The 24,682-nt window shown below is 32.4% G+C and carries 17 protein-coding genes and 4 pseudogenes; 5 read left to right on the top strand and 16 right to left on the bottom strand.

What is annotated here, in order from left to right; translation table 11 throughout:
• The first annotated feature begins 283 nt into the window (after nt 1-283).
• Both B3603_RS09485 and B3603_RS09480 read left to right on the top strand, forming a co-directional pair.
• Nucleotides 284-973, top strand: a complete 690-nt coding sequence (locus B3603_RS09485; RefSeq protein WP_291563837.1) for a YjjG family noncanonical pyrimidine nucleotidase — start codon at nt 284-286, stop codon at nt 971-973.
• Nucleotides 974-1,201: 228 nt separating this feature from the next.
• On the top strand, nt 1,202-2,260 hold the full coding sequence (locus tag B3603_RS09480) for an NAD(P)-dependent alcohol dehydrogenase (RefSeq protein ID WP_291563834.1): 1,059 nt from the start codon (nt 1,202-1,204) through the stop codon (nt 2,258-2,260).
• Between the two features lie 60 nt (nt 2,261-2,320).
• Here the strand turns inward: B3603_RS09480 and B3603_RS09475 are convergent, their stop codons facing one another.
• A complete protein-coding gene (locus tag B3603_RS09475; RefSeq protein ID WP_291563831.1) occupies nt 2,321-2,548 on the bottom strand; it encodes a hypothetical protein in 228 nt (75 codons plus the stop codon).
• Nucleotides 2,549-2,629: 81 nt separating this feature from the next.
• Entirely contained in the window at nt 2,630-2,776 is a 147-nt protein-coding gene (locus B3603_RS09470; RefSeq protein WP_291563828.1) for a hypothetical protein, read from the bottom strand.
• A 149-nt stretch (nt 2,777-2,925) separates the two neighbouring features.
• On the opposite strand from B3603_RS09470, the gene B3603_RS09465 reads away from it, so the two are divergent.
• Entirely contained in the window at nt 2,926-3,111 is a 186-nt protein-coding gene (locus tag B3603_RS09465) for a DUF4177 domain-containing protein (RefSeq protein ID WP_291563825.1), read from the top strand.
• A 16-nt stretch (nt 3,112-3,127) separates the two neighbouring features.
• Nucleotides 3,128-3,637: pseudogene (locus tag B3603_RS09460) on the top strand (cob(I)yrinic acid a,c-diamide adenosyltransferase).
• Between the two features lie 344 nt (nt 3,638-3,981).
• Here the strand turns inward: B3603_RS09460 and xdh are convergent.
• The 10 genes and pseudogenes from xdh to xdhA form a co-directional block, all read right to left on the bottom strand.
• Complete coding sequence (gene xdh / locus B3603_RS09455) at nt 3,982-6,537, bottom strand: selenium-dependent xanthine dehydrogenase (RefSeq protein WP_291563822.1); 2,556 nt, start codon at nt 6,535-6,537, stop codon at nt 3,982-3,984.
• Between the two features lie 148 nt (nt 6,538-6,685).
• Nucleotides 6,686-7,636: a carbamate kinase gene (gene arcC / locus B3603_RS09450; RefSeq protein WP_291563819.1), complete on the bottom strand. Its 951-nt coding sequence runs from the start codon at nt 7,634-7,636 to the stop codon at nt 6,686-6,688.
• Between the two features lie 15 nt (nt 7,637-7,651).
• Nucleotides 7,652-8,869: a YgeY family selenium metabolism-linked hydrolase gene (locus tag B3603_RS09445; protein WP_291563817.1), complete on the bottom strand. Its 1,218-nt coding sequence runs from the start codon at nt 8,867-8,869 to the stop codon at nt 7,652-7,654.
• Nucleotides 8,870-8,894: 25 nt separating this feature from the next.
• The gene (gene ssnA, locus B3603_RS09440) at nt 8,895-10,223 is read right to left on the bottom strand and encodes a putative aminohydrolase SsnA (RefSeq protein ID WP_291563814.1); all 1,329 of its coding nucleotides are present in this window, start codon (nt 10,221-10,223) and stop codon (nt 8,895-8,897) included.
• 30 nt (nt 10,224-10,253) lie between these two features.
• A pseudogene (ygfK, locus tag B3603_RS09435) lies at nt 10,254-13,263 on the bottom strand (putative selenate reductase subunit YgfK).
• Nucleotides 13,264-13,312: 49 nt separating this feature from the next.
• Nucleotides 13,313-14,509 (bottom strand): knotted carbamoyltransferase YgeW, encoded by a 1,197-nt coding sequence (ygeW, locus tag B3603_RS09430; protein WP_291563812.1) that lies wholly within the window; start codon nt 14,507-14,509, stop codon nt 13,313-13,315.
• A 379-nt stretch (nt 14,510-14,888) separates the two neighbouring features.
• Nucleotides 14,889-15,191, bottom strand: a pseudogene (locus B3603_RS09425) (amidohydrolase family protein); the annotation flags it as partial.
• Between the two features lie 26 nt (nt 15,192-15,217).
• Nucleotides 15,218-15,709 (bottom strand): xanthine dehydrogenase subunit XdhC, encoded by a 492-nt coding sequence (gene xdhC / locus B3603_RS09420; protein WP_291563809.1) that lies wholly within the window; start codon nt 15,707-15,709, stop codon nt 15,218-15,220.
• Nucleotides 15,702-16,589: a xanthine dehydrogenase subunit XdhB gene (gene xdhB, locus B3603_RS09415; protein WP_291563805.1), complete on the bottom strand. Its 888-nt coding sequence runs from the start codon at nt 16,587-16,589 to the stop codon at nt 15,702-15,704. The genes xdhC and xdhB overlap by 8 nt, the downstream gene beginning before the upstream one ends.
• Nucleotides 16,590-16,604: 15 nt before the next feature.
• Entirely contained in the window at nt 16,605-18,890 is a 2,286-nt protein-coding gene (gene xdhA, locus B3603_RS09410) for a xanthine dehydrogenase subunit XdhA (protein WP_396152438.1), read from the bottom strand.
• A 529-nt stretch (nt 18,891-19,419) separates the two neighbouring features.
• Between xdhA and B3603_RS09405 the strand changes: the two genes are divergently transcribed.
• On the top strand, nt 19,420-19,557 hold the full coding sequence (locus B3603_RS09405) for a hypothetical protein (protein ID WP_291563803.1): 138 nt from the start codon (nt 19,420-19,422) through the stop codon (nt 19,555-19,557).
• Nucleotides 19,558-19,754: 197 nt separating this feature from the next.
• Here the strand turns inward: B3603_RS09405 and hydA are convergent, their stop codons facing one another.
• The 4 genes and pseudogenes from hydA to B3603_RS09385 all read right to left on the bottom strand — a co-directional run.
• Entirely contained in the window at nt 19,755-21,146 is a 1,392-nt protein-coding gene (gene hydA, locus B3603_RS09400; protein WP_291563799.1) for a dihydropyrimidinase, read from the bottom strand.
• A gap of 75 nt (nt 21,147-21,221) precedes the next feature.
• Nucleotides 21,222-22,617, bottom strand: a pseudogene (locus B3603_RS09395) (nucleobase:cation symporter-2 family protein).
• Nucleotides 22,618-22,639: 22 nt separating this feature from the next.
• Entirely contained in the window at nt 22,640-23,851 is a 1,212-nt protein-coding gene (dpaL, locus tag B3603_RS09390; RefSeq protein WP_291563796.1) for a diaminopropionate ammonia-lyase, read from the bottom strand.
• Nucleotides 23,852-24,152: 301 nt separating this feature from the next.
• Nucleotides 24,153-24,682: helix-turn-helix domain-containing protein (locus B3603_RS09385; RefSeq protein WP_291563793.1), on the bottom strand; the 530-nt coding region annotated here is incomplete at its 5' end.

Below are 24,682 nucleotides of genomic sequence, written 5' to 3'. Positions count from 1 at the left end.
AATGGATCTTGCTCCGATGTATACTGCATCCCTTATACAATGGAGTATTGACGATTGAGAATGGAGAATTATTGATACTTCTCTTTTATAGGAGAAGTTTTGAATTGATTTATTTTTAAAGTGACACAGTCACTTCTATTTAAAAAATCTATTTAAAGAAATTAGTTTGATTAAAACTAATTTCATCCTTAATTATGAATTTTGAATTGTGCACTCTTTAAGGTTGTAGCTATCTATCTATACATTTAATCTAAATTAATTTATATATATGAGGAGGTTTATTATGAAATACGAGATTATAATATTTGATGCAGATGATACTTTATTTGATTTTAGAAAATCTGAAAGAGATGCTTTTAAAAATACTATGGTTGAATTTAATATAGAATATGATAAAAATTATCATTTAAAAGTATACAGTGATATAAATACAGCTATATGGAAAGATTTTGAGGATGGACTTATTACCCAAAAAGAATTAAAAGTTGAAAGATTTAAAAGATTATCTGATAAATTAAATATTGACTTTGATGAGGTTGAATTTGCAAAATCATATATGAAGCATTTGTCTTTTGCATCCTTTTTATATGATAATAGTATGGACCTTATAGAAAGTTTACATAAAAATTATAGACTTTCTATAATAACTAATGGTCTTACAGAAGTTCAAGATAATAGAATAAGAAAATCTGCTATAGCAAAATACTTCGAGAATATAGTAATATCTGAGGAAGTTCAAGTATCAAAACCAGATCCTAAAATATTTGAGCTGACTTTAAACAACATGAAGTATACTGATAAAAGTAAGATATTGATGGTAGGAGATAGCTTAACATCCGATATACAAGGCGGAATAAATTTTGGTATAGATACCTGTTGGTTTAATCCTGATAAAATTACAAATAAAACAGGAATGAAACCTAATTATGAAATTTCTAATTTAATGGAGCTTAGGGATATACTTAGGGAATAAATGAGGTATCCAATATTAAAACTTAAAATATATTGTAGAAAATAAATCTTCTATTAATCTTTATATAATTATAATTATAAATGAACATTTCTAATAAACAAATGCATCTATCTGTTTCTATAAAAACTATTATAATTGTATTGCTATTAATGTAAGTATGGTATAATTTGATATAAAAAACAAGTTATTGTTTATACACATAAAATACAATTTTAGGAGGTGCACTTTATGAAAGGTTTTGGAATGAAATCAATAAATCAACCAGGATGGTTAGAAAAGGAGAAGCCTGTAGCAGGCCCTTTAGATGCAATTTTACGTCCTATCGCAGTTGCTCCTTGTTCTTCTGATGTTCATGTTTTACATGGTGGATCTAGTGAAAAGAAGGATTTAATATTAGGTCATGAAGCTATTGGAGAAATTGTAGAAATAGGCAGTATGGTTACTCGTTTTAAAGTAGGAGATATTGTAGTTGTTCCTGCTGGTACCCCTGATTGGCTTGCTTTAGGTGTACAGGGAAAATACAATGCTCATGATACTGGATTAATGGGAAGCTTTAAGTTTTTATCTTCTAAAGATGGTGTTTTTGCAGAATATTTTCATGTAAACAATGCAGATTCCAATTTAGTCTTATTACCTGAAGGCATGGCACCAGAAGCAGCGCTTATGACTGTTGATATGATGTCTACAGGATTTCACGGTGTAGAACTTGCAGAAATTGGTTTTGGAGATACAGTGGTAGTATTAGGTATCGGTCCTGTTGGACTTATGGCAGTAGCTGGAGCTAAATTAAAAGGAGCTGGAAGAATTATTGTTGTAGGTACTAGGCCAAACTGTATTGAAATTGCAAAAGAATATGGTGCAACAGATGTTATAAGCTATAAAGAAGGTGACATTGTTCAGCAAATTTTAGGGCTTGTAAAAGGTGGAGTTGACGCTGTTATTATTGCTGGAGGAAATCAAGATAGCTTTGCTCAAGCTATTGCTATGACAAAAGAAGGCGGTATAATTGCCAACGTAAATTTCTTCGATGTAAAAGATACATTGAGTATGCCTGCTTATCTTTGGGGGCTTGGCATGAGTAATAAAGACATCCGCGGTGGATTTTGCCCTGGTGGCGCATTAAGAATTCAGAAACTTCTTAACATGGTACAATATAACCGTGTTGATACAACTAAATTAATTACTCATAGATATTATGGGTTTGATAAAATTGAAGAAGCATTTGATATAATGGATAAGAAACCAAAAGATTTAATTAAACCTGTAGTATTTATCGATTGGGATTAATTTAAGAAAAAATTTAACTAGCTATAGAGTGCAATCCGTACCTCATAGCTAGTTTTTTATTTATTCTCTTTTTGTAAAAATATTTATTCCAGAAATAACTGCTGCTAGGAACAATAAAATCAATCTAAGCCAATCCATTAGAAGCCAAAACTCTCCTCCATTTACAACTGCAGGAGTTAAATTGTATTCATCTACAAATATGCCCATATTCCAAAATAATTTAAGCGAAATAAGTAATGAAATAACACTAAATATAAACACTAAAATAGACATTGTTTTTTTCTTCACTTTTCTCCCTCCTTACCCACATCATATCTTATCTTTTTACTAGGAAATCATCTATATACTTATTTAATATCCATGAATTATCTAGCTATTCTCTTTATTCTTCATACATAAGGATAATCCTCCAAATCCACTCATAATAGATATACAAGATCCAAAGGCATACCACCAAATGCTGCTTACAACTTCATAAACTCTAATACTCTTACTAAAAATATCTATTATAAGCAAGATTGACGCTGCCCATATTTTTTAATCTCAGCTATAATCTACGCTATTACTTTATATAATAAATTTAAACTTCATATTATCTAAATTTGTTGCATAAATAGTATAATTAAGTTAAAATAGAAAAATTTTAATTTGATGAAGGGATAGTTATGTATGAATATAAATATGTGCCAACAACACTAGGAGGATTTTTTTCTGATGCTGACCATCATGAAATCATAGATGAATATGCGAAAAATGGATGGAAATTAGTACAAGTTCTTCCTATGTACTATAATTCTCATGGAAGACCTAGAGATTATGAAATAATATTTGAAAAAGAAATTACTGAATAGCATCGGAGGGATATATATGGCTTATATACATGTCTATGCAGGAAATGGAAAAGGGAAAACCACAGCAGCCTTTTGGGTTGCGCTAAGAACATTATTTAATGGTGGAAAAGTATATGTAGGACAATTTGTTAAAGATATGGAATATAGCGAAACCCATTTAGAAAAACATTTTTCCAATATAATTATAGAACAGTTTTGAGATGGATGCATAATAAATAGAAACCCTAATGAAAGAGATAAAAATTTAGCTAAGGCTGTTCTAGATAAAATGAAGGATATAATAACCAGTGGAGAATATGATTTAGTTATTTTCGATGAAGTAACCATAGCTTTGTATTTTAAATTTTTAACAATAGAAGAGGTCCTAGAGACTTTAACTCATAGACATGAAAATTGTGAAATAATAATTACTGGTGGATATGCACCTAAAGTGCTAATAGATGCAGCTGATTTAGTAACTGAGATGAAAGAAGTTAAACATTACTATACTAAAGGAGTTTTATCAAGAAAAGGTATAGACTGTTAGGAGTGTATGAGTGTGAATTTAAAATTAGCTGCTCGGCAGAATCTAATATCAGCTTATACCTAATTAAAATACTTATATAAAAAAGATTACTTAAAAATATCATAAGAAGCTATTTTATTATCAAAAAAAATTAAGTACTAGGAGAAGATTTTTATAATTAGGCATGAAAGTCATGTTGCGACTTCCATGCCACTAAAATGATTATCATAGAAAGTTATCTACAGAAAAACTTCATGCTTTCTTACAATTATAAATTCTAATAATTTATAGTTAGCTTCTATTATCTTAATCTTTTATACTAATCCTTTATTTAAATCTGTTTATTTAAAAAAATATTCAGACAATTATTTCTTTTTCCTATAAGCTGTATCATCAAAAGGAAGTTTTTTTCTAAATTGTCCGTCAAACTTTAAATAAGCTCCTTGAGCTGCTGGAGCTGTTGGTATAGTTGTGATTTCTCCTACTCCTTTTGCACCATAAGCTAAATCATTTGTGTTCTTTTCAATTATTATGGATTCAATTTCTGGTATATCTGTAGCTCTAAATAATCCTAAAGTTCCAAATTTAGCAGTAGGAACAGAGTTGTTTAATGGATAATCTTCTGTAAATGCATATCCAAGTCCCATAACTACTCCACCTTCAATTTGTCCTTCTACATTAGTAACATTTATAGCCTTTCCTACATCATGTGCTGCAACTACTTTTTCTACCCTTCCATCTTCATCAAGGATAACAACTTGTGTTGCATAACCATAAGCCACGTGACTTACTGGATTTTCTTTATCCGAATTAATAGGATCTGTGATACCTTTATATTCTCCATAGAATTCTTCCCCTTCACACTCTTCTAGTGACTTAGTTAATAACCTTTCTTTAAGCTTTAATGCCGCCACTCTTGTAGCTTCTCCAGTAAATACCGTTTGCCTTGATGCTGTAGTTGTTCCTGAGTCCGGTGCAACCATTGTATCTGGTAAATCCAAAATTATCTGCTCTGGTAATAAATTTGTTGTTTCACATATTATTTGTGTAAGGATTGTTCCAAGTCCCTGTCCTATACAAGCTGCACTAGTTCTTATGTGAACTTTTCCATCTATCACTACTAAATTGCATCTACCAACATCAGGTAATCCAACACCAATTCCTGCATTTTTCATACAACAAGCTATTCCAGCATATTTATTATTTTCATATGCATCTTTTACAGCCAATATAGTTTCTTTGATAGCAGTTCCTGCATCTGCAATTTGTCCATTAGGCAATACATCTCCCGGTTCTACTGCATTTTTAAATCTTATCTCCCAAGGGGATATACCTACTTTTTCTGCTAAAAGATTTAAATTACATTCTGATCCGAAAACTGACTGAGTTACACCAAAACCTCTAAAAGCTCCACCTGGGGGATTATTGGTATATACTGCTGTACCTTTAATCTCCACATTTGAACATCTATATGGTCCTGCTGCGTGAGTACAAGCCCTTTGAAGTACAGGTCCACCCAATGATGCATAGGCACCAGTATCTGCTATAATTTCAGCTTTAAATGCTGTTAAATTTCCTTCTTCATCACAAGCAGTAGTAATAGTCATTTCCATAGCGTGTCTCTTAGGATGGATCATTATACTTTCCTTACGGCTTAAAGTTACTTTTACAGGCTTTTTCATATGCCAAGCAAGTAGAGCAGCATGATGTTGTACACTCATATCCTCTTTTCCACCAAAGCCGCCTCCTACATATTTACTTATAGCTCTTACTTTTTCACTAGGAAGTCCTAAAAGCTCAGAAATTTCTCTTTGTTCATCATATATCCCCTGAGATCCAGTATAGATAATAACCCCGTCACCATCTGGCATACCTATAGCACTTTCTGGTTCTAAAAAAGCATGTTCAGTAAAAGGAGTAGAATAATGATTTGTAACTACATATTTAGAATTAGCTATAGCTTCATCCACATTACCTCTTTTTACTTTTTCCACTCTTAAAATATTTCCATCAGGATGAATTTTAGATGCATTTTCCTCCATTGCCATAGAAGGACTACTTAAAGGTTTTAACTCTTCATATTCTACTTTTATAAGATTAAGTATTTCTTTTAAAGCTTTTTTACTCTTTGCTGCAACTAGTGCAACTGAATCTCCAACATATCTTGTTTCTTCTCCTACTGCTATTAAAGCTGGCCAATCTTTTGATATATGTCCTATAAATCTCTTTCCTGGTATATCTTCTGCCGTAAGTACCGCTTCTACTTCTGGATGTTTTAAAGCTTCTGAAATGTCAATACTCTTTACTAATGCTCTAGGATATTTCGTTCTTAAAGCAGAACCATAAACCATTCCCTCTACTTTCATGTCATCTACATACTTTCCGGTACCTAAGATTTTATCCTTTGCATCTATTCTTGGAATATTTTCACCTATTTTACCTTTATATTTTTCATCAGGTAAAATTCCGCCATTTCTAAATGCTTCTGCTGCCATTTCAATAGCTTTTATTATTTTAACGTATCCAGTACATCTACAAACATTTCCTCTAATAGCAGTTTTAATTTCTTTTTTACTTGGATTTAAATTCTTATCTAAAAGTGCCTTTGCACTTATAATCATACCTGGTATGCAAAAACCGCATTGAACTGCACCAGCCTTTGAAAAAGCCCAAACAAACACATCTTTCTCTTTTTCTGAAAGCCCTTCAACAGTCAATATATTTTTTCCATCTGCTTTTACAGTTGTAAATAAACAAGCTCTCATAGCTTTGCCATCTACAATTATCATGCAAGCACCACAAGCTCCTTCTGCACAACCGTTTTTCACTGAGGTTAAATTTCTATATTCTCTTAAATATTCAAGAAAATTCATATCTTCTTCAATGTTGATTCTTTCACCATTTAAAATAAATTCAGACATAAGAGCTCACCCCATAATTAATATATTTATATTTTATTACTCATAAAGAAACTTTTAGAATAAACTATAGTTAAAAATTGAGAGCTGAAAGTTAAGAAGTTTTTTAGCCCTCAATTCTTTACTTTCAACTCTCAAATTAAATTTAATCTTATTTATTTAGTGTGATAACTGTTCCTGTCTTACCTTCTAGTGCATCTACAGCACTGTAAAGTGAAGTTATTATAGCTTTATGATTTGGGTTCGCTTTTGCAAACATTACTGCTGCCTTAACTTTTGGAAGCATTGATCCAGGAGCAAAATGTCCCTCTTCCATATATTTTTCAGCTTCCTCTACAGTAATATGATTAAGATCAGCTTGATTAGGTTTATTAAAGTTTATTGATACCTTTTCAACCTCTGTAAGTATCATTAGAGTATCTGCATTAACATCCTCAGCAAGTTTTTCAGCTGCAAGATCTTTATCTATAACTGCGGCAACTCCCTCTAATGATCCATCTTCTTTTTCAATAACTGGAATACCGCCGCCGCCTGCTGCTATACATATAGTTGAATTCCATAATTCTTTAACTGATGAAATCTCTACTATTCTTTTAGGTACCGGTGAAGCTACTACTCTTCTCCATCCCCTTCCAGAATCTTCTTTCATTACATAACCCTTTTCTTCTTGAAGTTTTTTAGCTTCTTCTTCACTATAAAAAGCTCCTATAGGTTTAGTAGGGTTTTTAAAAGCAATGTCATCTTTATCAACTACTACCTGTGTAACAATTGTTGTCACTTGTGTATTCTTATTTCTATCAGCTAAAGCTTTTCTAAGGGATTGCTGAATATGATATCCTATATAACCTTGACTCATAGCACCACATACATCAAAAGGCATAGATGGTGTAACATTTGCAGCTGCTTCTGATGCAAGTAGAATCCTTCCTACTTGTGGACCATTTCCATGAACTATTGCAATTTCATATTTTCTGCAACTAAGCTCTGCTATATACTCACAAGTCTTTTTAACTACTTCTAATTGGGCTTCTGCTGTCGCAGGGGTTCCAGATTCTTGAAGTGCGTTTCCGCCTAATGCTATAACTAATTTACTTAGCCCCATATCCTATACCCCCTACTATTTGTTAGCAAATTCTTTTACATAAGTTATTGGAATAAGTGCATACATTGCTGCACATTTTACTAATTCATCTTTCCAAGTTCTTTCATTAGGAGCATGAGCTTGATCTTCATGTCCTGGTCCAAATCCGATACATGGTATTCCATATCTACCCATTATAGAAACTGCATTTGTAGAGAATGTCCATTTATCAACTTTTGGTTCACTCTTGAATAGGTCTTTGTAGCATTTTACAGCTGTTTCACATGCTGGGTGATCTTCTTTTAATACCCAAGTTGGGAAGAAACATTCTGTTGGATATACTAAACCAGTATATGAAGGTCTTTCATAGCTATACATTTCAACTTCAGCATTTGCAGCTTTAACTGCTGGTAAATTCTTAATTTGTTGAACTGCATATTCCCAAGTTTCACCATCAGTAAGTCTTCTGTCTACAGATATAGTACATCCATCTGCAACAGCACATCTTGAAGGTGATGAGAAGAATATTTCAGATACAGTTAAGCTACCTTTTCCTAAGAATTCATCATATTTTAAGTTTTCATGTAAAGCTTTTAATTCATTTAGTATAGGAGCCATTTTAAATATTGCGTTATCTCCTCTTTCTGGTGCTGATCCGTGGCAGCTAACACCACGAGTTGTAACTTTTATTTCCATTCTTCCTCTATGTCCTCTGTATATATTTAAGGAAGTTGGTTCTGTAATTACAACAAATTCTGGTTTTATTTTGCTTTCATTGATTATATATTGCCAGCATAGTCCATCACAGTCTTCTTCTTGAACAGTACCAGTTACTATTAATGTGTAATCATCTTCTAGTCCAAGATCTTTGATTATCTTTCCAGCATAAACCATAGAGGCCATTCCGCCTTCTTGGTCTGTTCCGCCTCTTCCTATTATTATTTCATCATCTTCATAGCCCTCATAAGGATCATAATTCCATAGATTTCTATCACCTATTCCAACTGTATCTATATGAGCATCCATAGCTATAACATGTTTTCCATGACCTATATATCCTAATACGTTTCCCATAGGATCTATTTCTACTTTATCAAATCCTACTTTTTCCATCTCTTCTTTTATTCTAAGTACTACTTCTTTCTCTTGACAGCTTTCACTTGGAATTCTAATCATATCTCTTAAGAATTTTGTCATCTCTGGTTTATATTTCTCAGCTAATTTTAATATTTCTTCTTTTTTAATAGTTTCCATTTAAATCCCTCCAAAACCTTATAAATTAAAATCTTTCCCAAACTTCAGTTGCTAGTTCTCTGCTTCTAGCCATAATTCTCTCTTCATCAACATGAAGAAGTTTTCTATCTTCCATTAGAACTTTACCATTTATAATAGTTGTATCAACATGTCTTCCATTGATACCAAATAATATATGGCTGTTAATATTATTTTCATTAATTGGTGTTGGTGGATTATAATCTACTACAATTATATCCGCTAGTGCACCTTCTTTTAAAATTCCAACCTTACCATCAATAAATCTTTCGGTAATTTTTCTGTTGTTCTCAAATAACATTTCAGGAATTTCACCCCATGCCACAGTTGAATCCTTAGCAGCATGTTTATGAATAATGTTAGCAACTTTATAAGATTCAGTAACATCTGGAGTGTATCCATCAGTTCCTAATCCTAATAAAATTCCCTTTTTATACATTTTAAGCACTGGAGAAACACCTACTGCATTTCCCATGTTTGACTCAGGATTATGAACTACTATTGAATTCTTTTCTTTGATCATTTCCATTTCATCATCTGAAACATAAATACAATGTACTGCTATGGTTTTATCACAAAGAACTCCTGCATCGTACCATCTTTCTATAACGCCCTTGCCATACTTCTCTTTTGAATCTTCTAAATCTTCAATACCTTCTCCGCAATGAACATGGAAGCCTGTGTTTAAACTTTTAGCTGCATCCACACATTTTTCTAAGGTCTTTTCAGAAATTGTCATAGATGCATGAAGTCCAAACATTCCTTTAATCATATCATCATTTTTATCATTGCAATATTTAATAAATTCTGTATTTTCGTCGATGCCTTCTTGTGCAATTTTTTCTCCATCTCTATCAGAAGTTTCATAACACAAATTACTACGAATTCCCATTGTCTCTGCTGCCTCTGCTATTTTAAATAAGCTTCCTTTGACAGCATGAGCACTAGCATGATGATCAAATACAGTGGTTACACCATTTTTTATTTGATCCACCATAGGTACCATAGCACTATAGTAAACATCTTCTAAATTCAATGCTTTATCTAATCTCCACCAAAGACCTTTAAGTATATCAGGGAATGATTTTGCTGGAGGACTGTCATTAGCCATCCCTCTAGCAAAAGTACTATAATAGTGCATATGAGTATTTATAAATCCCGGCATTATGAGTTTGCCTTTTGCATCTATAAATTGGTATTCTTTATACTTATTCTTTAACGTTTCAGTTGATCCAATTTCAATAATTTTATTTTTCTCAACAGCAACACATCCATTGTCTATGATTGGTCTAGTATTATCTCTAGTTATAACTTTTCCATTTCCAATCAACAACATTTGATTCACCTCCCCAATTCTAAATATTCTTTATGACATATAGCTATATTTATTTATGAAAGTTTTGATCATATTTTCCATCTCATTTGAGATGACATTTAATTCACCAATGGTATAATCTACAACTTCGGCATTTTCTTTTCTAACTTTGCAGATTCCTTTATCTTTATCTATGATTAAAAATCCTTTGTTTGTACTATCTTCAAAGTCTTCTTTGCTCCAGAAAACTGTTGTTTTATCTTTATATGGATTTCCTTCATAAGGACAGAATATACCACAGTTACCACACTCATTGCACATTCCATCTAAGTGTATTATTTGATGTGAAGATTGGAAACCTTCATCCACATTAACGACTATATTTGCTCTATTAGGACAAACGTCTACACAAATTTCACATACCTTGTTACAAGATAGGCATCTCTCTGATTCTTTTTCTAAACAATCAGAAGCTTTTAATATACCTTTCTTGTTATATGTTTCCTTTTCATTTGCAGTAAAGACTTTTTTATCAAAATCGTTACTTAATCCTTCTTTTAATAAAATATCCTTAGATACCGCTTTACCATCAGCTATAGCTTTAACAATAGTAGATGGTCCTTCTTTCATATCCCCAGTAACATATACATTAGTAATGTTTGTCTCACAAGCTTTGCTTACCTTAGGGAAACCTTTATAATCCAATTCTATTTTATTTTTTCTAAGTAAATCACTGTCTATTTGCTGTCCTACAGCAGAAATAACTGTATCTGCTTCTATCTCCACAATTTTGCCAGAACCTACAGGTCTTCTTCTTCCTGAAGCATCTTTTTCTCCTAATTTCATCTCTTCACAAATTAGTTTGGAATCTTTTATTGATATTGGTGAAAGTAATTCTTTGAATAATATGTCTTCTGATTGAGCTAACTCTATTTCTTCTAAGCTAGCTGGCATATACTTTTTAGTTCTTCTATAAACTATAGAAACTTTTTCTACTCCTGGAGTTCTTTTAGCTGCACGTGCTGCATCCATAGCTACGTCACCACCACCGATGACACATACATGCTTTCCTAAATTCATATTTCCTTTAGAACTTTTGTGATTTTCAAGGAATGAAATAGCATCAATAGCTTTTTCTCCACCTTCTTTTAATGGTAAATTACCTGGTTTCCAAGCACCTATTGCTAGTACCACATAATCATATTCTTTCTTTAGTGCATCTACATCTAAATTTTCATCAATACCAAATTTAAAATTAACTCCCTGTTTTTTAACAAGTTCAAAATCTCTTTTAATCATTTCAGAAGAAATTCTAAACTCTGGAATAACATATTCTATAACGCCATAAGGTCTTTCTTTTCTATCCATTACAGTTACATCTACACCATTTCTTCTTAAGAAAAGTGCAACAGATAGTCCTGCTGGACCTGCTCCTATAACTGCTACTTTTTTATTACTCTTTATGTCTGCTTTTTTAATATTTGCAATATATTTATCTGCAGCATTTAAAACTGCTACTTTTTTCATGTCTCTAATTAAAACTGATTCATCATAATCAAGTCTTGTACATTTGTATTGACAATTGTGATTGCATATAGTTCCTGTAATTGCTGGTGAAGCATTATCTTTAACTATTAAGTTGAAAGCTTCATCATATTTTTTCTCACCAACTAAAGCTACATATTCAGGTATTTGTTGATTTATAGGGCATCCTATTGTACAAGGTGCTATTGCACAATCATAAATTGGAAGTTCAGAAGAAATCTTCCTGCTGCTTACAGGTCTAAGATCTTTAAGGTGATATTTATCATTTAAAGCTGACTTTGCAAACTCATTTAAATATTCTGTATTTATACCTTTAAATGCACCTTTAAGATTATCTTCTACCTTTTTAGCCATTTGAGTTATTCTTTCATAACCACCTGGTTTTAATATAGTAGTTGCAAAAGTGATTGGTTGAATGCCTGCTTTTAAGATTTTTTCTACATTAAAGAAATCTGCACCACCAGAATAAGATATCTGTAAATCTCCATCAAATTCTGAAGCTAATTTGCTTGCTAAAGATATAGTTAGTGGGAAAAGAGAGCGGCCTGACATATACATTTCTTCTCCAGGTAATTCGCCATTTTCAATTTTAACTGGCAGAGTATTTGTAAGCTTTACTCCTATTTCTAATTTTAATTCTTTAGCAATAACTTTTAGACGTTTAAGCATAGATACTCCATCTTTATATTGCAAGTCATTTACAAAATGTTTAGGATTAAGAACTACGTAATCATATCCCATTTGATCAAAGGTATNNTTTTTCTCCTAAAAGAGTTGGATTCATTTTTATAAAAGTATGAAGATTTTTTTCTTCTAAAAGATACTTTGCAATCTTTTCAATTTCTTCTGGTGGACATCCATGTAGTGTAGATAAAGTAATGGACGGGCAAACTACTGGTGAAATTTTGTCCAAATCTTCTTTACTAAAATTAGAGAATAAATCCATATTAGAAAGTAATCTTTCTTTACATTCCTTCCAAACCTTTGTAGTGGATGCATTTCTCATTCCTTCTATATAAGCATCAACTTTAGGAGATTTTATACCTTCTAAATCATAGCCTACACTCATGTTAAACATGAAATCTCTTTCTTTGCTTAAGTTTAATTCTTTCATTAAAACATGAAGTAAGAACCAAGCCTTTATATACTCATCATAAGCTTCTGGCACTGTTAGTTCTGTAGACCATTCCACATTATAGCATTCATCTTCTGCATGGATACATGGTTTAGCTACGGGTAAATCCTCTCCATCAATAACTTGCACTGTTTTTAATTCAATAAAACGGCTCCCTGTTAAGTAAGATGCAACTATGTTTTGTGTTAATTGAGAATTAGGACCTGCTGCAGGACCAATTGGAGATGCCAGTTTTTCTCCAAATAATTCTATATATTTATTAGTATTATTTTTGTAAAATTTATCCTTGTGGATTCCAAAAATAGATTCCTTTTCTTTAAGTTCTTTTATAATCCATGTAATCATTCTTTCAAATGAAATTGGTCGCATCTTGTCGCCCATACAAACTTTTCCCCCTTAAAGATATAATAAATTTTTTATTACATCATAATTATTTTCCGTAAAATCTTGGATTATTTGCTTTTAAAAGCTTCTCAATTGTTTCAACTGGATTTTTAACTTTGCTTAAGAATATCATTGAAGCAATAATATAAGGTTTATATCCGGCTTCTTTGTAAAGTGGTTCACGGTAACGATCAAATACTGATGCAGCTACTTCTCCTTCACTACAGCTAACTCCTGTGATGTCAGCTGGTAAGCAGTGTAAATATAATGCTTTTCCATCTTTAGTAAGCTTCATCATTTCTTCTGTACATTCCCAATCTTTATGTTTAGCATTTTCTTGTAATAATTCTTTTTCTAGTACATCTATTTCTTCAAATTTACCTTCTCCATATAGGTCTGTACGTCTTTCCATGAATGCAAAAGGTGCCCAGCTCTTAGGATATACTATATCTGCATTTTCGAAAGCTTCTTTCATTGAGTTAGTTTTTATAAATTTACCGCCACTTGCTTCAGCATTTTTTCTTGCTACTTCTTCTACTTCAGGCATTAAGTCATATCCTTCTGGATGAGCAAGTACAACTTCCATTCCCATTCTTGTCATTAATCCAATTACACCTTGTGGAACTGAAAGTGGTTTACCATAAGATGGTGAATATGCCCAAGACATAGCTATTTTTTTACCTTTAAGATTTTCTTCTCCTCCAAAATGATGAATTATATGAAGTAAATCTGCCATACATTGAGTTGGATGGTCTATATCACATTGAAGATTTACAAGTGTAGGACGTTGTTCTAAAACTCCTTCTTTATATCCATCTTGAACTGCCTCAGATACTTCATGCATATATTTGTTTCCTTTACCTATAAACATGTCATCTCTGATACCTATAACATCAGCCATGAAAGAAATCATATTCGCTGTTTCACGTACTGTTTCTCCATGAGCAATTTGTGACTTTCCTTCATCTAGATCTTGAACTTCTAATCCTAATAAGTTACATGCGCTTGCAAAGCTAAATCTTGTTCTTGTAGAATTATCACGGAATAGTGAAATACCTAATCCACTATCAAATATTTTTGTAGATATATTATCTTCTCTCATTTTGCGTAAAATATCTGCTACTGTAAATACAGCATTAAGTTCGTCATCTGTCTTTTCCCAAGTTAAGAAGAAATCATTATTATACATTTTTTCACATTTGAAATTTCCTAATTTTTCAGTTAATTTTTTAATATCTTGCATGAATACGCCTCCTAAATTTTTATAATTAAGTTTTAAATTTTAAATTTACATACTAATTATTTAGAATCTTTAAAATGAAAAATTTCTATATTTTCTTTTTAACTTTTGGCCTCCTCCTTTACCATATTTAATAAGCAATATCTATGCCAAATAACTTAAAGCCTATAAATGGTTAATTTAGAAAAATTATATGGATAAATTTATTATTAAAATGANNTCATTTTAATAATAAATTTATCGAATGTTGTAAATATTCACTCTAATACCCAACTTAGTAATATATCTTATCATATTGATAAATTAAGAAAAAAGAACCTTTTTAATCTACAAAAGGTTCCTTATAACTACAAAATTATTATTTAGTCAATAGTAGAAAGATCTACTTTTTTCTTTTTAGAAATTGTCCATATCCTTTTTCTCCAATAAATACATTATCTTTTACTATAACTTTTACTCTTGAAATTGTCATTATTGGATATCCTTGAAGTTCAAACCCTTCATAAGGAGTATAATCGACATTTTCATGTAACATTGACTTTGTAATTTTAACTTTCTTATTAGGGTCAATTATAACAATATCTCCATCGGAGCCAATTGCAATAGTCCCTTTCTTGGGGCATAATCCAAATATTTTTGCAGGTTTTGTACTTACTAAATCTACAAATTTATTTATTTTAATTCTTGCACTACTTGATTTTCAAACATGCCCTAATTCTGATTAGTTCCACCTTCTTCCATCACTTTTTCTACTGCCGATACAATATTGTGATATCCAGTACAGCGGCATAAGTTTCCTGCCATATGCTTTTTAATAGCTTCTCTGGAAAGTTTTTCTCCTCGTTCTAATAAAACAGTAGCTGACATTACAAAGCCTGGTGTGCAGAATCCGCACTGAACTGCTCCTTCTTCAATAAATGCCTCTTGAATTCTGGTTAATTCCCCATTTTCTCCAAGGAGTCCTTCCAATGTTCTGATATTCTTACCTTCTGCCCATACGGCCAAATAGATACAAGAATCAACTGTTTCACCATCGATAATTACGGTGCAGGCACCGCATTCGCCTACTTCACAGCCTTTTTTTACCGAAGTAAGTCCTAAACGGTTACGTAGCATATCCAATAAGGATTCCCTCACGTCTACATATTCGGCTACTTCTTTTCCATTTACGATGCATTTTACCAGCCGCATCTCTTTATTCATGATGATTCCCCCTTGAAAGTTCTATTGTTTTTGCCAGTGCCCTTTTTGCAATCTCTCCACCGATCTGAAGGCGAAATGCTTTAGAAGCTCTCCATGAATCTCTTGGATTAATCTCTTGGCGAATGGTGTCTTCTACTACTTGACAAAGAGATTCCTCAATCATTTTTCCTTTTATGGCATCTTCCGTCATATGGCAGCGGTAAGGAACAGGCGCTGCAACTCCAAAGGTAATTCTTACATCCTCTAAAACATTGGTCTGAGGATTTACCTTGCTTACAACACTACAGCTTAGTGTAGCAATATCCATAGCATTTCTCATAGAATATTTAATATAGCGTCCCCAATATCCCCAGTAATTCTCTTTAGGGATAATAATATGCGTAAGCAGTTCGCCTGGATGCAAGTCCACACGTCCCGGTCCTAAATAGAATTCTTTTACCGGTACAATTCTTTCACCGTCACTGCTGACAATCTTTAATTTGGCATCCAAAGAAAAGACTGTGGGAGCACTATCTGCACTAACCGCACCATTACAGATATTACCGCCGATTGTTCCAATATTTCGAACCTGCGGTCCGCCAACTTGATCTACTGCTTCTCCCAAAACAGGAATATATTTTTGGATAATCGGATCATTTGTAATATGGCTGAAAGTAGTGGCAGCACCGATATGAATATCTTTATTTTCTGTTAAAGTAACTCCCTGGAGTTCCTTGATGTCACGAATACAGAGCAGATCTGTTCCTGCCATTTTTCCTTCCCGAATCTTGATTAGCACATCACTTCCTCCTGCAATAATTCTTGCATTGGAATGTTCCTTCAGAAGGGAAACTGCTTCTTTTATTGTTGCTGCATTATAATAATGATTAATATCGTACATAACATTCCCTCCTTTCTATATTAAACCTGCTTTGGTAAAAGCATCGATTAATCTTTGAGGAGACATAGGAATCTCATGAAGGCTGACACCAGTTGCATGTAAGACAGCATTACGAATAGCTGGAGCTGGCGGAATGGCTGGTGGTTCTCCCAATGCTTTATTGCCATAAGGTCCTGTAGGTTCTTCTAATTCTACGAAATCAACATCCAGGTCCGGTAAATCCATTGTTGTCGGCATTTTGTAATCTAACAATGTACCATTTAAGACTCTGCCTGTTTTCTCATCCACAAGCAATTGCTCGCTTAATCCATAACCAATTCCCATGGACATTCCTCCATGTATCTGCATAACAGCAAGCTGAGGATTCAGTAATACTCCACTGTCATGGACATTGATTATTTTTATAATCTTTACTTTTCCAAGCTTAATATCTACTTCTACTTCTGCAAAGCAGCATCCAGTTGCTATGGCATTCTTTTTCGTCTGAAGAGATACTTCCGATGTAATAACAGAGGAATTGCTGAGGCTGTAGTAACTTTCCATAGCTAACTCTTCTAAGGACAATACTTTTTTCCCATCTCCTAATATCCATCCGTCTTCAATCTCTAATTGGTTATATTCTTCTTTCAGAAGTGTTTTGGCATAAGTTAAAATCTTTTCATACATCTGTTCTGCACACTGTTTTACTGCGGTACCTGTTACATAAGACTGTCTGGATGCATAAGCACCTGTATCAAATGGTGTAACATCCGTATCCTGAACAGATTGGATATGAACATCTTCCACATTTATATGCAGAGTTTCCGCTACCATTTGTGAAAATACCGTATCTGAACCCTGTCCTATCTCAGTAGCTCCAACCATAAGTTGTACACTGCCGTCTTGATTCATAACCAGCCTTGCACCTGCTATTTCAAGAGAAATAGGCCATACACCAGTTTTATAACTAAACACCGACATACCGACTCCCCTGCGGATATTCCCTGTCTGATTTCGGTATTGTTCTCGTTTTTTCTGCCAATCAATATACTTAGCACCCTTATCCATACATTCCATAACACCATTTGTATTGGCTGCTATAGGAGTAAGATAAGGATCTTTAAAGTATCCCTTAATTAAATTCTTCTTACGGAACTCTAATGGATCCATATTAATTTTATAAGCAATATCATCTATAAAAGCTTCACTTGCAAAGCACATCTGTGGAATGCCATATCCTCTCATGGCTCCACCTACAGGAGTATTGGTATAGACCGTATAAGCCGTTGCTTTAATATTGTCTACATGATACAAATGTCTCCATGCAGTTGCACCGTTGGCAGCAATCGCATGACCATGAGAAGCATATGCTCCTTGATTGGAATAAGCATGCATTTCTTTGCAAATGATTATTCCTTCTTTATCTACTCCTGCTTTAAGATCATATTCTATGGAGTGTCTTGTTCTAGTGCAAATAAAGGTTTCCTCTCTTGTAACATCTAATTTTACAGGACGGCCACCTACCTGTGTTGTTAAAAAAGCATTCAAGGGCTCATATAACACATCCTGTTTATTACCGAATCCTCCGCCGATATAAGGTTTTATAACTCTTACTTTTCCCCATGAAATTCCCAATGCCTGTCCTACAACCCTTTTTACAATATGGGGAATCTGTGTAGAGCTGACAATCACAATACGTCCTTTCTCCATATACGCATATGATATAGGATTTTCAATATGGCAATGCTGCACAACCTGGGTTTTATAAGTTCCGTCTACAACCACTTCCGCCGATTCAAAAGCTTCTTTCACATTGCCGATTTCATATTCGCTTTTGGCAAGAATATTATCAGGCTTTTCTTCATGAATCGGAGGATTGCTCCCTTTCATAGATTCTCTTGGATGTATCTCAGGCTTATATTCTTCGTACTCAACTTTAATTAATTTTAAAGCCCTAGTCGCGATTACTTCATCCTCTGCAATAACAGCCGCAATATCATCTCCATAATAACGGACTCTTCCTGTCAAAATATTACGGTCTGCCACATCTTGATGAGCAGGTTCCACCGACCAGGGATGACCTGGAGTAGGATAAGTTTGTTTTGGTACATCTTTAAATGTTACAACCTTTACGACCCCGTCTAAAGCTTCTGCTTCACTGGTATCAATTGACTTTACAATTCCATTGGCAATGGTAGAATGATACACTTTTGCCACAAGACATTGATTTAAAATCAAATCATCCGTAAATTTTACTCTGCCAGTAACTTTTTCGTAAGCATCTACTCTCGGAATGTTTTGTCCAATCACATTATTCAATATTTGTCACCTTCTCAATTTTTTATTTAAAATATAGTTAACGATTACAAATTTAAATTATTATTGTATGATATTTATAAGTAATTTCTATATTCAATTATTATTTTATCACCGTTGTAAATAAATGTAAAAACAACATTCCATTTTTTACATTTATAGTATAACGAGATATCTCTAATTATGTTATACAATTACTATCCTTTATTATTTCTGCTTTTTCACAAGAACTTCTGCAGCCTTTTCATAAATATTTCTTTTTGATTCCAGATGCATAAGGCTAAGCTTTTCCTATGTATTTCTAAATTCCTATACATTCAAGAGTATTCATTCATATATTAATTAGCTACTAATTTGGAGATTGATCATTCTGCATTGCTGATTTCACTAATTCTTTATTTTCTTTACCCATTGGAAAAAGAATACTTGCTATAATTGAAACGATACAGCATACGTAGCCGGTGAACTTATAAGAGGTTGTACTCCACTAAGGAATGGCTGCAAAAATTGTGGAAATGTATCAATAGCAAGCTTCATGGTGGTAAGACCAATACCAAAAGAAAATGTAATGCCGATTATAGTTGTATTTCTTTTAGAAAAGCCTGCTTTAGCAATCATCTTAATGCCATCTAGTGTAATCATGGCAAATACTTTAAAGCCTATAAATGGTTAATCTTTAAAAATTATAGTCATAAATTTATTATTAAAATGATGAATTTATCATTTTAATAATAAATTTATCGAATGTTATAAATATTCATTCTAATACTCAATTTAATAACCTATATATCTTATCATTTTGATAAATTTAGAAACAAGAACCTTTTATTTTACAAAAGGTTCTTTATAATTAGAAAAATCGCTATTTATTTAAATATTGGAAAAGTCTGTTTTTTCTCTTTTTAAAAATTGTCCATATCCTTTTTCTCCAATAAAGTCATTATCTTTTACTATAACTTTTCCTCTTGAAATTGTCATTATTGGATACCCTTGAAGTTCAAATCCTTCATAAGGAGTATAATCGACATTTTCATGTAACATTGATTTTGTAATTTTAACTTTTTTATTAGGGTCAATTATAACAATATCTCCATCGGAGCCAATTGCAATAGTCCCTTTTTTGGGGTATAATCCAAATATTTTTGCAGGCTTTGTACTTACTAAATCTACAAATTTATTTAATGATATTCTTTTCTTCATAACTCCCTCTGAAAAAATCAACGGAATTCTAGTTTCTATTCCCGGTACTCCACCTGGACATTTAGTAAAGTCATCTTTTCCTAGTTGTTTTTCTACATTGAAATTAAATGGACAGTGATCTGTTGCAATAACTTGTATATAGCCATCTTGAATTCCTTTCCACAATGCATCTTGATTAGACTTTTCTCTTAAAGGAGGACTAGCAATATATTTTAATCCTTCATTGTTTTCACCATTATATTTGATTTCATCTAAAAAAAGATATTGAGGACATGTTTCTGTAAAAACATTCTTTTGTCCATTATCCATAGCCATTTTTATATAATCTAATCCGAGCTTACAGGAAAGATGCACTATGTATAAAGGAGAATCTCCTGCCATTTTAGCAATATTGAGCATTTTATTTATAGCTTCTCCCTCACAACATACCGGTCTGCTCTTTGAGTGGTATATCGGTGCCGTAAGACCATTGCTTGAATAGTATTCTCTAAGATAATTAACAACGTCATTATTCTCTGGATGTACAGCTGTGATTATACCAATTTCTTTAGATTTAATTAGTACTTTAAATACTTCTAAATCGCTTAATCTATAATCGTAGGTTAAGTAAATTTTATTACTTGTTATTCCTTCACTAGATAGCTCTTCAAGTTCTTCTAATATATTATCGTTTACATGTTGTATAACACCATGAAATCCATAATCTATAACTGCATTATCGTTAGCATAATTATGATATAAATTTACTTGATGATGTAAATTACATCCTTTTGGTCCAAATGCTAAATGATCAACTATAGTTGTAGTACCACCACATGCAGCTGCTACAGTTCCAGTATAAAAGTCATCTGTGGCCACAGCTATTCCTACATCTAAATTTAAGTGAGTGTGAACATCTACACCTCCAGGAATTACATATTTTTCATCAGCATCAACTATTTCATCAGCTTCTTCAATTAAATTCATGCCTATTTTAGTTATGATACCATTTTCTATATAAATATCTCCTTTAAAAATATCTCCTGAAGTAACAATAACTCCATTTTTTATTAAAGTGGCCATTGTAAAATTACATCTCCTTTTATGTCTATATAAAACATAATTTTAAAGTGTTATTTTCATTTCTTTTTTAATCTGTTACGCTTTACAACTATCTTTATTAACTACTTCTTTATTATCTTGTATTGGTAATTTTTTATTTTTTCCAAGCTCATTAAAGAATAAATTTAAAAGTATAGCAGATAAACTACCAGTTGTTATACCACTATGGAAAAGAGTGTCTACCCATTGTGGAAATTTAGCATAAAAAGTTGGTACTGCTAAAGGAATCATAGCAAGTCCAAGGCTTACTGCTACTATCATTCCATTTTTAGTTCCATTAAATTCAACCTTGCCAAGGCTTGAGATTCCACCTGAAGCCACCATACCAAACATAGCTATTCCAGCTCCTCCAAGGACAGGATATGGTATAGAAGCTACTACTGCTCCTGCTTTTGGGAATAATCCCAATAATATCAAAATTATTCCTGAAGCAGCTACCACAAAACGGCTTTTAACCCCTGTTAAATTTACAAGACCTACATTTTGTCCAAAAGCAGTGTGTGGGAAGGTATTAAATATACCTGCAAGCATTGTGGCAAATCCATCTGTTCTAAGTCCTCTAGTTAAGTTTTTATCATCAATCTCTTTACCAACCATTTCATGTATAGCTATCATATTTCCTGTAGATTCTGTCATCGTAACTAACATAACTAATATCATTGAAATTATAGCCGTTAAATTAAATTTAAGTGATCCAAAATAGAAAGGTACATCTATATTAATCCATCCAGAACTACTAACCCTGCTAAAATCTGTCATGTTTAACATTGAAGCAGCAATAGTTCCTATAACTATACCCAATAATATAGATATATTACCTAAAATCCCTTTAAAGAATTTATACATAGTCAGGATTAAAATTAGAACAAATAAAGCTAATAAAATATTTTTAGGACTAGCGAATGTTGGAGAGTTTATATCATTGCCTGCACACCATTTAACTGCTACTGGAAGTAACGATATTCCTATTATAGTTATTACAGTACCTGTTACTACTTTTGGGAAAAATCTTATAAGTTTTCCAAAGAAAGGTGCCATAATAAAGCAGAATAATCCAGCTACAAATGTAGCTCCAAAAATAGTTGTAATGCCTGTTATAGGATCTCCTGGATAAGTATTTGCAATAGCTATCATTGCCGATACAGATGCAAAACTTGCTCCTTCAATAACAGGAACCTTTGCCCCANNCCCCAATAAAATTCTTTATACCTAAAGACTGTATTAAAGTTGCTATACCTGCCACAAAAAGATCTGCATTTATAAGAAATATTACTTCTTCACTAGATAATTTTAATGCACTTCCTATTATTAAAGGAACAGCAACTGCACCTGCACACATTGCCAAAACATGTTGTAAACCTAAAATAAATAACTGCTGTGGTGGAAGCAATTCATCAACAGGAGCTATTGCTTTTTTCACTTTATCATCCATTTTTATACCCCCATAATTTTTTTTATTTTGAATATTCCCCATTCCAAACAATTTGTCTATATTTATCTGGATCTGTGTCTCCTTCTGTACTAAATAATAGTATTCTAGAATTTTCATCTAGTTTTAATTGTTCCCTTAATTCTTTCATGTCATCTCTTGTCATTATTGCACTTATGAGTCCAGTTGTTACTGCTCCTGATTCTCCAGATATTACTCTTCTATCTTCTTTTACAGGATTTCCTAATATTCTCATACCATTAGCTGCAACCCAATTCGGACAAGATACAAAAGTTGAACTGTAAGATTTTAGTACTTCCCATCCTATAGTATTTGCTTCCCCACAAGCAAGTCCTGCCATTATAGTAGGCATATCTCCAGTTACCGCTCTTGCTTTTCCATCTCCAGCTACTGCTGATTCATATAAGCAAGCTGCCTCTTCAGCTTCTACTACTACAGTTATTGGACATTCATCTTTAAATACTGAAGCAAAATATCCTTGAACAGCTCCTGCTAAAGAACCAACTCCAGCCTGTACAAATATATGTGTAGGTCTATCTACATTTAGCTCTTTTAATTGTTCTAGTGCTTCTGATGCCATAGTTCCATATCCTTGCATTATCCAAGTAGGAATCTCTTCATATCCTTCCCAAGCAGTATCTTGAACCACAACCCATCCATTTTTTTCTGCCCCAGAAGCTGCAAGTCTTACAGCATCATCATAATTCATGTCAGTTATAGAAGCCTCTGCTCCTTCTTTTCTTATATTTTCAAGCCTTGTTAATGAAGATCCTTTTGGCATATACACTATTGATTTTTGTTTTAACTGTGCTGCAGTCCATGCTACTCCACGACCGTGATTTCCATCTGTAGCTGTAATAAATGTTATATCCCCAAGTTCCTTTTTTATTTCCTCTGATGTAAGTTTTTCATAGCTCAATTCTGAGATGTCTTTTCCTATTTTTTTTGCTAAGTATTTACCCATAGAAAAAGATCCACCTAATACTTTAAAAGCATTTAATCCAAAACGGTAAGATTCATCTTTTACATATACTCCACCTACACCTATATGCTTTGCTAAATTATCTAAATTTACTAAAGGAGTCTTAGTATATTGAGGAAAACTTTCATGAAAATGTCTAGCTTTTTTTATTTCTTCCTCTCCTAAAAATTCAACAGATGCTTTATTTTCCTTCTGCATCATAGTATTTTCTTTCCATTTTATTTTTTTACACATCGCTATTACCTCTTTTCTTCTTTGCTTTTGAAAAATTTTTACTTTCCGAAAATAACTATAAGCAATAGCCATGCCAATTTTTGTCTATTAAATTTTATTTATATATTTAACTTTCCTTTAAATAATGGATTTTATCTAAATTATGAATACTTTATTAAAAAAAATACAAAGCTTATTAATAGCTTTGTATCTTCATATAATTTTAAAGTATATAATTTTATTATCAAAACAATAATTAGTTATCATTACGATAAAGCATGTATTTTTATTGATTTATAAGATAATAGATATAAAAAAATTATTATTTTGATAACTCTTTTATCCCTTCTAATTTTCTATATAGAGTAGCTATACCTATTCCTAAATGCTTCGCTGCCAATTGTTTGCCTTTGGTATCATGACCGTATATATCTAAAGCTTTTAGAATATATTCTTTTTCTATATCTTTTAAAGGTCTTATCTCTCCCTCTATATAACTTCCATAAGAGTTAAGATTTTTACTCTCTACTATATTTGGCGGGAGCATATCAACAGTCACAACTCCACTATCATCTGCCATATTTATCATGAATTCTACAGCATTTTCTAGCTCCCTTACATTTCCGTACCATGGATAATTCGTTAAAATATTTATACATTCTTTATCAATTTTATAAACAAACTTACCAAGTAATTCATTATATTTTTCTACTAACATGTCCATAAGAAGTTCTATATCTTCTTTTCTCTCCCTTAAAGGTGGTATTTTTAATGGTATAACATTAAGTCTATAATACAAATCTTCTCTAAATTTATTTTCTTTTATAAGTTTTTTTAAATCTTTATTAGTAG

Source organism: Clostridium sp. UBA2485 (assembly GCF_002341865.1).
Lineage (GTDB): Bacteria > Bacillota > Clostridia > Clostridiales > Clostridiaceae > Clostridium_J.
This window is presented reverse-complemented; position numbering and strand designations above follow the sequence as displayed.

Bases quoted from the DNA above. Each gene is read 5' to 3' on its own strand.
- xdh (WP_291563822.1), bottom strand. From the start codon at position 6,537: ATGTCTGAATTTATTTTAAATGGTGAAAGAATCAACATTGAAGAAGAT.
- dpaL (WP_291563796.1), bottom strand. From the start codon at position 23,851: ATGTGTAAAAAAATAAAATGGAAAGAAAATACTATGATGCAGAAGGAA.
- B3603_RS09485 (WP_291563837.1), top strand. From the start codon at position 284: ATGAAATACGAGATTATAATATTTGATGCAGATGATACTTTATTTGAT.
- ssnA (WP_291563814.1), bottom strand. From the start codon at position 10,223: ATGTTGTTGATTGGAAATGGAAAAGTTATAACTAGAGATAATACTAGA.
- xdhC (WP_291563809.1), bottom strand. From the start codon at position 15,709: ATGAATAAAGAGATGCGGCTGGTAAAATGCATCGTAAATGGAAAAGAA.
- B3603_RS09480 (WP_291563834.1), top strand. From the start codon at position 1,202: ATGAAAGGTTTTGGAATGAAATCAATAAATCAACCAGGATGGTTAGAA.
- hydA (WP_291563799.1), bottom strand. From the start codon at position 21,146: ATGGCCACTTTAATAAAAAATGGAGTTATTGTTACTTCAGGAGATATT.
- xdhB (WP_291563805.1), bottom strand. From the start codon at position 16,589: ATGTACGATATTAATCATTATTATAATGCAGCAACAATAAAAGAAGCA.
- arcC (WP_291563819.1), bottom strand. From the start codon at position 7,636: ATGGGGCTAAGTAAATTAGTTATAGCATTAGGCGGAAACGCACTTCAA.
- B3603_RS09405 (WP_291563803.1), top strand. From the start codon at position 19,420: ATGGTGGTAAGACCAATACCAAAAGAAAATGTAATGCCGATTATAGTT.
- ygeW (WP_291563812.1), bottom strand. From the start codon at position 14,509: ATGCAAGATATTAAAAAATTAACTGAAAAATTAGGAAATTTCAAATGT.
- B3603_RS09445 (WP_291563817.1), bottom strand. From the start codon at position 8,869: ATGGAAACTATTAAAAAAGAAGAAATATTAAAATTAGCTGAGAAATAT.
- B3603_RS09465 (WP_291563825.1), top strand. From the start codon at position 2,926: ATGTATGAATATAAATATGTGCCAACAACACTAGGAGGATTTTTTTCT.